The 11,763-nt window shown below is 66.3% G+C and carries 12 protein-coding genes; 6 read left to right on the top strand and 6 right to left on the bottom strand.

All coding sequences use genetic code 11. From position 1 onward, the window contains the following. Window positions 1-72: 72 nt before the first annotated feature. The 3 genes from M1247_RS07495 to M1247_RS07485 are packed head-to-tail and all read right to left on the bottom strand — an operon-like array spanning window position 73 to window position 1,862. Window positions 73-738 carry a cutinase family protein gene (locus M1247_RS07495; protein ID WP_317155670.1) on the bottom strand — a complete coding sequence of 222 codons (666 nt, stop codon included), beginning with the start codon at window positions 736-738 and terminating at the stop codon, window positions 73-75. 28 nt (window positions 739-766) lie between these two features. Then, window positions 767-1,501: a hypothetical protein gene (locus M1247_RS07490; RefSeq protein ID WP_317155669.1), complete on the bottom strand. Its 735-nt coding sequence runs from the start codon at window positions 1,499-1,501 to the stop codon at window positions 767-769. 4 nt (window positions 1,502-1,505) lie between these two features. Continuing rightward, complete coding sequence (locus M1247_RS07485; RefSeq protein WP_317155668.1) at window positions 1,506-1,862, bottom strand: XRE family transcriptional regulator; 357 nt, start codon at window positions 1,860-1,862, stop codon at window positions 1,506-1,508. A 135-nt stretch (window positions 1,863-1,997) separates the two neighbouring features. On the opposite strand from M1247_RS07485, the gene M1247_RS07480 reads away from it, so the two are divergent. Both M1247_RS07480 and ileS read left to right on the top strand, forming a co-directional pair. Continuing rightward, a complete protein-coding gene (locus M1247_RS07480) occupies window positions 1,998-2,582 on the top strand; it encodes a hypothetical protein (protein WP_317155667.1) in 585 nt (194 codons plus the stop codon). Between the two features lie 281 nt (window positions 2,583-2,863). Next, window positions 2,864-5,968: an isoleucine--tRNA ligase gene (gene ileS / locus M1247_RS07475; RefSeq protein WP_317155666.1), complete on the top strand. Its 3,105-nt coding sequence runs from the start codon at window positions 2,864-2,866 to the stop codon at window positions 5,966-5,968. A 55-nt stretch (window positions 5,969-6,023) separates the two neighbouring features. Here the strand turns inward: ileS and M1247_RS07470 are convergent, their stop codons facing one another. Then, a complete protein-coding gene (locus tag M1247_RS07470) occupies window positions 6,024-6,263 on the bottom strand; it encodes an RNA-binding S4 domain-containing protein (RefSeq protein WP_317155665.1) in 240 nt (79 codons plus the stop codon). A 59-nt stretch (window positions 6,264-6,322) separates the two neighbouring features. Here M1247_RS07470 and M1247_RS07465 point away from each other — a divergent pair, with 59 nt between their 5' ends. Then, complete coding sequence (locus tag M1247_RS07465) at window positions 6,323-7,666, top strand: DNA polymerase IV (RefSeq protein ID WP_458695206.1); 1,344 nt, start codon at window positions 6,323-6,325, stop codon at window positions 7,664-7,666. Here the strand turns inward: M1247_RS07465 and M1247_RS07460 are convergent. Together M1247_RS07460 and M1247_RS07455 are read right to left on the bottom strand one after the other, a co-directional pair. Beyond that, window positions 7,648-8,109, bottom strand: coding sequence for a hypothetical protein (locus M1247_RS07460; protein WP_410506830.1), 462 nt, complete (start codon window positions 8,107-8,109; stop codon window positions 7,648-7,650). The two genes, M1247_RS07465 and M1247_RS07460, sit on opposite strands and share 19 nt — an antisense overlap. A gap of 22 nt (window positions 8,110-8,131) precedes the next feature. Continuing rightward, the gene (locus M1247_RS07455; protein ID WP_317155662.1) at window positions 8,132-9,091 is read right to left on the bottom strand and encodes an asparaginase; all 960 of its coding nucleotides are present in this window, start codon (window positions 9,089-9,091) and stop codon (window positions 8,132-8,134) included. Between the two features lie 42 nt (window positions 9,092-9,133). On the opposite strand from M1247_RS07455, the gene lspA reads away from it, so the two are divergent. Genes lspA through rarD form a run of 3 tightly spaced genes read left to right on the top strand, consistent with a single transcriptional unit; the run spans window position 9,134 to window position 11,690 of the window. Next, window positions 9,134-9,844 carry a signal peptidase II gene (gene lspA, locus M1247_RS07450; protein ID WP_458695192.1) on the top strand — a complete coding sequence of 237 codons (711 nt, stop codon included), beginning with the start codon at window positions 9,134-9,136 and terminating at the stop codon, window positions 9,842-9,844. A 14-nt stretch (window positions 9,845-9,858) separates the two neighbouring features. Then, window positions 9,859-10,767, top strand: coding sequence for an RluA family pseudouridine synthase (locus M1247_RS07445; RefSeq protein WP_458695191.1), 909 nt, complete (start codon window positions 9,859-9,861; stop codon window positions 10,765-10,767). 23 nt (window positions 10,768-10,790) lie between these two features. After that, complete coding sequence (gene rarD, locus M1247_RS07440; protein ID WP_317156149.1) at window positions 10,791-11,690, top strand: EamA family transporter RarD; 900 nt, start codon at window positions 10,791-10,793, stop codon at window positions 11,688-11,690. Window positions 11,691-11,763 lie beyond the last annotated feature (73 nt).

Here is an 11,763-nt window from a genome sequence, read left to right as displayed (position 1 = left end):
GAGCGTAGGCAGAACGGAGCTTACCGGTTGCCCGATGCGCAGACGGAGGCTCTCTGCTTGTGGGTGGTCTGCCTACAGCCGGTCGGCGACGAACGTCGCTGCTTTCGTCGTCGCACCCACCTGTACGTACGCACCGTGTATCGGGATGTTGACACCGTTCGAGCAGATGGGATCCCCGAGCGCGCAGAGGTCGACGCTCTTGGGTCCGTAGAGCGGGTTCCGTTGCGTGAACGGGCCACCGGATTTGCGGGATGGATTGCCGAGCAACACGACCGCGGCAACATGATCGGCGATTGCGGGGGACAGGGGTGCGGCGTAACCCCACGCGGCGCTCTCGGTGCCGGTGACGAGTTCGATCACGTTTGCTCCCTGTGAGAACCCGCCGAGCACCAATTCGGTATCGGGACAGTCGGCCACCATGGCCTGCAGGTGTGCGCGCGCATCATCGGCGCCCAAGGTCGAGGAATTGTTGAAATCGATGCCGGCGGGATAGTCGACCGCGTAGACCCCGATGGTCTTGGTCGGCACCTGCTCCCGCAGCGAATCGACGAAAGCCTGCCCGGCGGCGCCGACGCCGGGCGGACCGCCGGTCCCGCGAGCGAACACGACCTCGACGTCAGGGCACGAATCCGCGTACGCCACAGGTTGGTTCGTCAGGAATCCCGCGGACGCGATGAGCAGAACGGCGCCGACGTGCACGCAAGCGGTCGCCGCGACCTTCGTCAGATTCCTGAACACCCGATGATCGTATTTGCGCAAAAGCCCCTCAGCGCCGCGTCGGCGTGAGCCACCGGGTTTTGATGCGCCAGGAATGTGCGGAGGCCAGTGCGAACACGGCGCCGCAGGTGCAGGCGAGGATCCAGACCAGCCGCCCGTTCTCGATCGGTTGTAGCGCAGGCACAAACGCCGTGACGATGCGCACGGTGCACGCCAGGATGCCTGCGATGGAGGCGAACAGATAGATGTTGGCGATGCGCCGGGATCTCGGATCCCTGCGCAGGATCAGCATGGCTCGCATGCCGTAGCCGAGCAGATAGACCAGAGTGCCGCAGAGCAGGGTCCAATAGACGGCGAGCCAGAAATCGGTGGGCACCTGGAAGAAGTCCGCGCGGTAGACCGCAGCACCGTTACCCAGCCAGAAGGCCGCCAGCAGCAGCGGGATGCACACCGTGGCGGGAAGCTCGACGTACTGCTTGAACGAGCGCTGCAGGCTGTTGTCGTCCTGCAACCGGCCGAGCGCGTTGTAGACCACAGCCGAGGCCGCCACGATGTAGCAGTCGTGTCCGATGTAGTCCTCGAGGTTCCATTTGCCGGTCAGGTGGTACAAGACGGGCCCGATGGTCTCGGATGCCAGCGGTGACATGAGCAGCACGGCCAGGCCCTGCAGGGCGACGTTGAGGGTCGCCGCCACCTCCCACCGGCAACTCCAGGTGACGCGCCGGATCCACAGGCTCCAGAGGACGCAGCCCAGGGTGATGGCGATGAGTATTGCTACGGACATGGGATCAAAGTGGTGGGGTATCGAGGCGGGGGCTGAGCTCGGAGAGCTTCTTCGGTCGGCTGACCCGGGTGGTGGTATCGACGGCCGCCACCGTCACTGGAGCCGACTCCATGTAGTGCCAGACCTCTTGGCGGCTCATCAACCCGAACCGGATCTGCAGATCCGGATAGCTCAGGTGGAAGCGATCGGCCACCTGCCGTAATTCTTCGGCATTGGGATAGTCGACTTCCTTGATGCGCCGGTAATAGGTACTGCTGGACACGCCGAGGGCAGAGTAGATCGTCTTGGCGTCGATCTCACCGTCGAGCAGGTAGTCGAGTAGTGCTTTGAGCTGCCTGCCGTTCTCATCGGTACGTGGCACTGTCACACCATAAACCTGAATGTCCGGTTTGGGCCTCACTCATTGATCTAAAGGATGCCATTCCTTAATTGACATGCGTGTCAGACTTTTGGGACTGTTCTCCCAATTCTGGGACACAGTCGCTATCGTTGGTTCATGGCTGCTCCCGTGCTGGCGGATTCCTCCTGTGTGACCTGCTGGTTCGCCGATTACTCGGCTGTCACACCGGCTCGGCCGACCGATATCGCGAGGCTGTCCAGCAAACTGGACGACGTACTCGCCGCCGAACTCGCCGGCGCGCAGGAGGCGATGGGAGCCACGGCCGAAGAAATCCTGTTGGCCGCGCTGGCGCGCAGCGTCGCGCGGACGATGGGCAACGGAGTTCTCACGGTCGATGTCGACAACACACCGGACAATGAAGGTTTCCGGGTCGGCCTGCGCTGCGATTCTCGACGCGACCTCTCGGGTCCGGAGCTGCTGGCGGCGACGCGCGACGCGGTCGATGCCCGCGGGCACGTCGAATGTCCGCGCGCTGACGTGCGGTTCTCCTATCAGAAGTCGGCCGCCCGTCCGGCCGAGGATGGCGCACACCCGCTGTCCCTGTACGCCTACACAGACGCGGGACCGGTCGCCGGGATACGCCTCGACTGGACCTTCGACGCCCGCAGCTTCGACTGGAACACCGTCGAAGAGTTGAGCGAGCAGTTCCCGCTCGCTCTGATCGAGGTGACCTCCGGGTAGCGCGACCGTACTGATTTGCACGACTTATTAGACTTGTCGTATCGGCGCTGATCCGGCCATCACCGGGGAGTCTTCGGAAGAACGGCTGACGGATTTCTCCGGAGCCCAGTAGAACCGAACGGGTGGGCCCGTCATCGCCTGAGAGTTGAGCGGCACGCAGACGCTGCGTGCAAGCGGGGTGGTACCGCGGCGCTCGCGCACCGGCGCGACGTCGTCCCCGTGCCTGAACAGCTGTGGTTCCGGATACCGGGGCCGCGATCTAGGCACAGGAGACGACAGCAGTGACCGCCTATCCCAAGCCGGCCGCCCCGAATTTTCCCGAGCGCGAGCTCGAGGTACTGGACTATTGGGCCTCCGACGACACCTTCCGGGCCAGCATCGCCCACCGCGAAGGCGCCGAGGAGTACGTCTTCTATGACGGCCCGCCCTTCGCGAACGGCCTGCCTCACTACGGGCATCTGCTCACCGGCTACGTCAAGGACATCGTGCCGCGATACCGGACCATGCGCGGGTACAAAGTCGAGCGCCGCTTCGGCTGGGACACTCACGGCCTGCCGGCCGAGCTCGAAGTGCAGCGACAACTCGGCATCCTCGACAAGGCGCAGATCGAAGAGATGGGCATCGAGAAGTTCAACGATGCCTGCCGATCCTCGGTATTGAGGTACACCAACGAATGGCGGGCGTATGTCACCCGGCAGGCCCGGTGGGTCGATTTCGACAACGACTACAAGACACTGGATCTCAGCTTCATGGAGTCCGTCATCTGGGCGTTCAAGCAGTTGTGGGACAAGGGGCTGGCCTACGAGGGCAATCGCGTGTTGCCGTACTGCTGGAACGACGAGACCCCGCTGTCCAACCACGAGCTGCGCATGGATGACGACGTCTACCAGAGCCGGCAGGATCCGGCATTGACGGTCGGATTCACCGCGACCGACGGGCCGGTCAAGGGAGCCCATCTGCTGATCTGGACCACGACGCCGTGGACGCTCCCGTCGAACCAGGCCGTCGCGGTCAACCCTGACGTCACCTACGTCCAGGTCAAGGGTGTCGACGGGCGCCGGTACGTCCTGGCGCAGGCCCGGCTGGGTGCCTACGCCCGTGAACTCGGGGAGGAGCCCGAGGTGGTCGGCACCTACACCGGCCGTGACCTGCTGGGGACGCGGTATCTGCCGCCATTCCCGTATTTCATGGACTCCCACAACGCTTTCCAGGTGTTGCCCGCCGACTTCGTCAGCACCGAAGACGGTACCGGCATGGTGCACATGGCCCCGGCCTACGGCGAGGACGACAAGGCGACCGCCGATGCAGCTGACATTGTCGCCGTCACCCCGGTGGACTCGAAGGGCCGATTCGACGCGACGGTGCCCGACTATGAAGGTCAGCATGTCTTCGAGGCCAACCCGCAGATCATCCGCGACCTCAAGAACGGCGACGGACCCGCAGCGGCCAACGGTTCCGTCCTGCTGCGCCACGAAACCTATGAGCACTCTTATCCGCACTGCTGGCGGTGCCGGAATCCGCTGATCTACCGTGCGGTGTCGTCGTGGTTCGTGAAAGTCACCGAGTTCCGCGACCGGATGGTCGAACTCAACCAGCAGATCACCTGGTACCCCGAGCACGTCAAGGACGGGCAGTTCGGTAAATGGCTGTCCAATGCGCGGGACTGGTCGGTGTCACGAAACCGGTACTGGGGCACCCCTATCCCGGTGTGGAAATCCGATGACCCCCAATACCCGCGCGTCGATGTGTACGGCAGCCTCGACGAGCTGGAGCGTGATTTCGGTGTGCGGCCCGATGACCTGCACCGGCCCTACATCGACGAGTTGACCCGGCCCAACCCCGACGACCCGACCGGTCGCTCGACGATGCGTCGCATCGAGGACATCTTCGATGTGTGGTTCGACTCCGGATCCATGCCGTACGCCCAGGTGCACTACCCGTTCGAGAACACGGAGTGGTTCGACACCCATTTCCCCGGTGATTTCATCGTCGAGTACATCGGCCAGACCCGTGGCTGGTTCTACACGATGCACGTGCTGGCCACCGCGCTGTTCGACCGTCCGGCATTCAAAACCTGTGTGGCCCACGGCATCGTGCTGGGCAACGACGGCCAGAAGATGAGCAAGTCGCTGCGCAACTACCCGGATGTGACCGAGGTGTTCGACCGCGACGGTTCCGATGCCATGCGCTGGTTCCTGATGGCCTCGCCCATCCTGCGCGGCGGCAACCTCGTCGTGACCGAGCAGAGCATCCGTGAAGGCGTGCGGCAGGTGCTGCTGCCGTTGTGGAACGCCTACAGCTTCCTGGCCCTCTACGCGCCGAAGAAGGGCACCTGGCGTACCGATTCTGCCAATGTGCTGGACCGCTACATCTTGGCCAAACTGGCCCAGCTGCGCGACGACCTGACGGCATCACTGGACGCCTGTGACATTTCGGGAGCCTGCGACGAGCTGCGCCAGTTCACCGAAGCGCTCACCAATTGGTATGTGCGGCGGTCACGTTCGCGGTTCTGGGAGGAAGACCTCGATGCCATCGACACAATGCACACGGTGCTGGAGGTGACGAGCAGGCTGGCGGCGCCGCTGCTGCCGCTGGTCACCGAGGTGATCTGGCGCGGCCTGACCGGTGAGCGTTCGGTGCACCTCACCGACTGGCCCGAGGCCGGTGTGCTGCCGAAGGACCCCGAGCTGGTGGCCGCTATGGATCAGGTGCGGGAAGTGTGCTCGGTGGGTTCTTCGCTGCGCAAGGCGAAGAAGCTGCGGGTCCGGCTGCCGTTGCCGAAACTGACGGTGGCAGTGGAAAATCCGGGGACTCTCGCGCCCTTCACCGATCTGGTTGCCGATGAACTCAACGTCAAGCAGGTGGAGCTCACCGGCGATATCGCGCGCTACGGCAGGTTCGACCTGGCTGTCAATGCCAGGGTCGCCGGGCCGCGGCTGGGCAAGGATGTGCAGGCGGCGATCAAGGCGGTCAAAGCGGGAGACGGCGTGGTCAATCCCGACGGCACGCTGAGCGCGGGGCCCGCGGTGCTGCAGCCGCAGGAGTACACGTCGAAGCTGGTCGCGGCGGATCCCGAATGGACCGCGGCGCTGCCCGACGGCGCCGGTCTGGTGGTGCTCGACGGTGCGGTCACCGAGGAGTTGGAAGCCGAAGGCTGGGCCAAGGACCGCATCCGCGAGTTGCAGGAGTTGCGTAAATCCACCGGACTGGAGGTCTCCGACCGGATCGATGTGCAGATCGCCGTACCGACGCAGTACGAGCAATGGGCCCGCACACACCGTGACCTCATCGCAGGCGAAATCCTGGCCACCAGTTTCGAATTCACCGAGGTGGCGGATGGGGCCGAGATCGGTGACGGCGTGCGGGTGGCGATCGCCAAGGCCTGAGCTGCGTCGAACGTGAGCACGATGGCGAGATGTCACGTCTGTTTCGAACACGAGCTCACGTTCGGCGTGGGACCTGACTCACGACCCGTGCGGTGCGACCGGCCAGCGAAACCTCGTCACCGGGCTGCAGTTGGCGACCCCGGCGTTCGTCGACTTCCCCGTTGACCGTCACCAGGCCCTCGGCGATCACCGACTTGGCATCCGCGCCGGTGTCGATCAGGTCGGCCAACTTGAGAAACTGGCCGAGCCGGATCGAAGCATCTCTGATCGGTACCTCATTCACCTGCGTCGCCATCTGTCCAGGATGTCACGGCCAATAGCATCTTCAGTGTGCGCTGGGTGCTGCATCTCGACATGGACGCGTTCTTCGCCTCCGTCGAACAGCTGACCCGTCCCACCCTGCGTGGCCGTCCGGTCCTCGTCGGTGGGCTCGGAGGCCGCGGTGTGGTGGCCGGGGCCAGCTACGAGGCACGCCGCTACGGTGCCCGCTCGGCGATGCCGATGCATCAGGCCCGCAGGCTGGTCGGAGCCTCCGCCGTGGTGTTGCCGCCGCGTGGTGTGGTCTACGGGTTGGCCAGCCGTCGGGCGCTGGACACCGTGCGCAGTGTCGTGCCGCTGCTCGAGCAGCTGTCCTTCGACGAGGCCTTCGGTGAGCCCGCCGAACTCGTCGGCGCCACGGCTGCCGACGTCGAGGTGTTCTGCCAACAGCTGCGGGCCAAGGTGCGGGAGCAGACGGGGCTGGTGGCGTCGGTCGGCGCAGGCTCGGGCAAGCAGATCGCCAAGATCGCCTCTGGGCTGGCCAAACCCGACGGGATCCGCGTGGTGCGCCGTGCGGAGGAGTCCGTGTTGCTCCATGGGCTCCCGGTCCGTCGGCTGTGGGGCATCGGGCCGGTGGCCGAGGAGAAGCTGCACCGGTTGGGTATCGAGACGGTCGGCGCCTTCGCGGCGTTGTCGGAGACCGAAGTCGCGAGCGTGCTCGGCGCCACCGTCGGACCTGCGCTGCACCAACTGGCTCGCGGTATCGACGACCGGCCGGTAGCCGAGCGTGCCGAAGCCAAGCAGATCAGCGCCGAGTCGACGTTCGCCGAAGATCTGACCACCCTGGCCCAGTTGCAGGACGCGATCGGTCCGATCGGAGAACATGCGCATCGACGGTTGGAGAAAGACGGGCGCGGCGCGCGCACGGTGACCGTCAAGCTCAAGAAGTCCGACATGAGCACCTTGACCCGGTCGGCCACCCTGGCGTACGCCACCACCGAGGCCGCCACACTCATCGGCACCGCCCGTCGCTTGCTGCTCGACCCTGTCGAAGTGGGTCCCATTCGTCTTGTGGGCGTGGGCTTTTCCGGATTGTCCGATACCCGGCAGGAGTCGCTGTTTCCCGATTTGGAACAGCTGCAGGACGTCGAGCAGCTCCACGAGATATCAGAAGCGGACCGGAAGGTCGATGCCGCCACCGTGACGCCGACGATGTGGCGGATCGGCGACGATGTGGTGCATCCAGACCTCGGGCACGGCTGGATCCAAGGGGCCGGTCACGGCGTGATGACCGTGCGGTTCGAGACACGGGCCACCGGACCCGGTGTGGCACGGACGTTCCCGGCGGATACGGCGGGCATGCTGCGCGGCAACCCGGTCGACAGCCTGGACTGGGCGGACTATCTCGAAGAGCTGGCCGACTACCAGAGCACGCCGTAGACGCTTGAGAGAGTGAAGCCGTGCTGCCCGTATGTCTTGCAGGTGACCGTGCCCTGGTGTCCGACACCGCACGTCGCGCCCCAGTTCTCCAACCGGTGGCCCTCGGGAAGCACATCGACGTCGCGGGTGAACGACTCGGTGTCGGAGTGGCGGTAGGTGGCCGGGGTGCCGCTGTTGACGACCGTCTGGTTGGTGCCAGGCGGGGCGTCGACCGGCACCGCATCGCAGCCGACCGGGCCACCGTTGGGCCCGATTCCGCACGACCGGCCGTCCGGGGTCTTGAAGAAGATGCCGTAGAAGTCGGTCGGTGAGGTGTAGTGGCCCGCAGCGATGGGATATGCGTCGATGTCGTCGGCGCCTGCCGGCGGCTCGGCAGCCGCGGGCGCGGCGGCGGTCAGAGCCAGTGCGCCTGCCGCGATGGCCAGTGCGGTGCGGTACAGCATGCTTCCCATTGAACCGAATGCGTCAACCGTACTGATAGACGACGTCGCGCACCGGTCGCCCGGATGCCAGCGCGGCCATCAACAGCACGCGGGCCTGGGCCGGTCGCAGCCGCGGCAACAGCACCGCACCGGCCTCCACCAAGTGCTGTCCCGGACCGTAGCCGGCGCTGACCGGACCCTCGGGAACCCGGCTGGAGACCGCGATGACCACCCCGTCCGCGCAGTGCCTGCGCACGCCGTCGATCAGTGCGGCGCCCGCGTTGCCCGCGCCCATCGCCTCCACCACGATCGCCCGAGCCCCGACCCTCACGGACGCATCCAACGCGACGGCGTCACTGCCCGGGTACGCGGAGACGATGTCGACGCGGGGCGGGTCCGTCGCGGTGAGCGCCCCGACGGTAGGCCGCGTCTTGGGGGTCCGGGCCTCGAACCCGCCTGCGGTGACCGCGCCGAGTGCCGTCCCGGTGAAACCCGTGAGGTCGACCGTGGACGCTTTACGCAACCCCAGTGGCTGCCACACCGTGCCGGCGAAGCACACCAGTACCCCGAGCTCACGGGCTCGCCCGTCGGCCGCGACGGCCAGCGCGTCGCGCAGGTTGCGTGGGCCGTCGGCATCGGGTGAATCCGAGCTGCGTTGAGACCCCGTCAGGACGACGGGCGTCGCGCCGGAGTAGGAGAGCTCCAACCACAGCGCGGTTTCTTCCATCGTGTCGGTGCCGTGGGTGATCACCACACCGTCGGCCCTCTCCGCGGCCGTCGCGGCGGCTGCGGAGATGCGGACCCAGTCGGCGGGGGTCAGCTCGGCACTGTCGGCCGCCATCAGGTCGACGACCTGCAGATCGGCGTCGACGTCGAGGCCTGCGGTGAGGTCTGCCGCGCTACGGGTCGGGCGGCGGACGCCGGTGCTGTCGGTGCTGGTCGCGATGGTGCCGCCGGTGGAGATCACGACGAGCCGCACGGGCCGGTTCGGAGTTGGACTCACCTGCGAGATTGTCCCGCATGGGCACTTTGGGATGATGGGGGAGTGACTGATGAAACGCCCACCCCGGCGCAGCCGGTAACCGACGCCACAGGGGACGCAAAATCCCCGGCCCCAACCCGGCGCCGGCTACGTCTGCTGCTCACGGTCGCCGGTGTGGTGCTGCTCGTCGACATCGTGACGAAAGTGCTCGCGGTGCGGCTGCTGACGCCGGGCCAGCCGGTATCGATCATCGGCGACACCGTCACCTGGACCCTGGTACGCAACTCCGGTGCAGCCTTCTCGATGGCGACCGGCTACACGTGGATGTTGACGCTCGTCGCGACCGGGGTGGTGATCGGCATCATCTGGATGGGTCGCCGGCTGGTGTCTCCCTGGTGGGCCATCGGTCTGGGCATGATTCTCGGCGGTGCGACCGGCAACCTGGTCGACCGGTTCTTCCGCGCACCCGGCCCACTGCGCGGCCACGTGGTGGATTTCTTCTCCGTCGGCTGGTGGCCGGTGTTCAATGTGGCCGATCCGTCGGTGGTGGGTGGCGCGATCCTGTTGGTGGCGTTGTCGTTGTTCGGCTTCGACTTCGATACCGTCGGCCGGCGCAGGCCGGAGACACCGTCGCCCGCAGGCGGCCGGGGGGACACGGAAACGCCCGACGCACCGGCGGCGGACCCCGCGCAGGAGGAGTCGGCCGAGAAGCCGGCGCCGGCCGGGGACTCCGACGAAACGAGCACGGTCGGCCGTAAAGCCGATCCGTCATAGTGACCACGCGGTCGATGCCGGTCCCCGAAGGACTGGCGGAAATGCGGGTTGACGCTGGATTGGCGCGGCTTCTGGGCTTGTCCCGCACCGCGGCGGCGGCGCTGGCCGAGGACGGTTGCGTGGATCTCGACGGCGCACCGGCGGGCAAATCCGACAAGCTGGTCGCCGGAGCCTGGCTGGAGGTGCGGTTGCCTCCACCTCCGGCGCCCGTGGAGAACACGCCGGTGGACATCGAGGGCATGGACATCCTGTACGCCGACGACGACATCGTCGCGGTCGACAAGCCGCCTGGTGTCGCGGCGCACGCCACCGTCGGCTGGCACGGTCCGACGGTTCTGGGTGGACTGGCCGCTGCCGGATTCCGGATCAGCACGTCCGGGATTCACGAACGGCAGGGCATCGTGCACCGGTTGGACGTCGGCACCTCCGGGGTCATGGTGGTGGCGCTGTCGGAGCGGGCGTACACGGTGCTCAAGCGCGCGTTCAAGCAGCGGACGGTCGACAAGCGCTACCACGCGCTGGTGCAGGGGCACCCGGACCCGTCCAGCGGCACGATCGACGCGCCCATCGGACGTCATCGGGGGCATGACTGGAAGTTCGCGGTCGTCGAGGATGGCAGGCACAGCATCACCCATTACGACACGCTTGAGGCGTTCCAGGCGGCCAGCCTGCTCGATGTCACGCTGGAAACCGGGCGCACGCACCAGATCCGGGTGCACTTCGCGGCGTTGCACCACCCGTGTTGCGGCGACCCGACCTACGGGGCGGATCCGACCTTGTCGAAAAGGCTTGGGCTGGAACGCCAATGGTTGCATGCGCGGTCGTTGGCGTTCACCCATCCTGCCGACGGGCGTCGGGTCGAGATCACCAGTCCGTACCCGGCCGATCTGCAAGCCGCACTCGACGTGCTGCGCAGACACTAGTCGTGAGCGCGTACCGGTCCGGAGTGCTCTACGGCGCAGGCGCGTACATCTGGTGGGGCCTGTGCCCGGGATTCTTCCTGCTGCTCATGCCTGCGGGTGCCGTGGAGATCCTGGCGCACCGCATCGTCTGGAGTGCGGTGTTCCTGCTGCTCGTGCTGGCGGTGGCACGTCGCCTGGGTGATCTGCGGCGGCTGACGCTGCGCACCTGGCTGCAGCTGGCGGCCGCGGCGGCGCTCATCTCCATCAACTGGGGTACCTACATTTTCGCCGTGACCACCGGCCATGTCGTGGACGCGGCGCTCGGCTATTTCATCAACCCGTTGGTCAGCGTGGCACTCGGCGTGCTGGTGTTCCGGGAGCGCATCAACCGGTGGCAGGCGGTCGCGCTCGTCATCGCGGTGGTCGCTGCGGCGATCCTGACCGCGGAGGTCGGTGAACCGCCCTATATCGCGCTCGTCCTGGCACTGTCCTTCGGCGTCTACGGACTGATCAAGAAGGTGGTTCAGGCAGACCCGCGGGTCAGTGTGGCGGTCGAGACGTTGCTCGCATTGCCGTTGGCCGCGGGCTATGTCATCACGCTCGAGGTGCTCGGCCGGGGACATTTCCTCGATCAGGGGCCCTGGCACACGACGTTGTTGCTGTTGGCCGGCCCGGTGACCGCGGTGCCCCTGCTGCTGTTCGCCACGGCGGCGCAACGTTTGCCGTTGGTGACGCTGGGGCTGTTGTTCTACCTGAACCCCGGTCTGCAGATGGCCTGGGGTGTGTTCATCGGGCACGAACCGATGCCGGTGGGGCGTTGGATCGGCTTCGCCCTGATCTGGGTCGCGCTGGTCATCATGACGGTTGCCGCCCTCCGGAAGAAGACGGGGAAATCGTCTCCGCAGACTGTCGATCTGATCGGGCCCGAATCGTCATCGCGGTGACCACATCTACGGCGCCGGGCCCCCGCCCGACAGCCGGTCCGGAGACACGCGCTTCGACACGCCGGGGGAGTGT

This window comes from Mycobacterium appelbergii (assembly GCF_032883035.1).
Lineage (GTDB): Bacteria > Actinomycetota > Actinomycetes > Mycobacteriales > Mycobacteriaceae > Mycobacterium > Mycobacterium appelbergii.
Note: the sequence above shows the minus strand (reverse complement) of the source record. Positions and strands in the feature narration are given on the sequence as shown.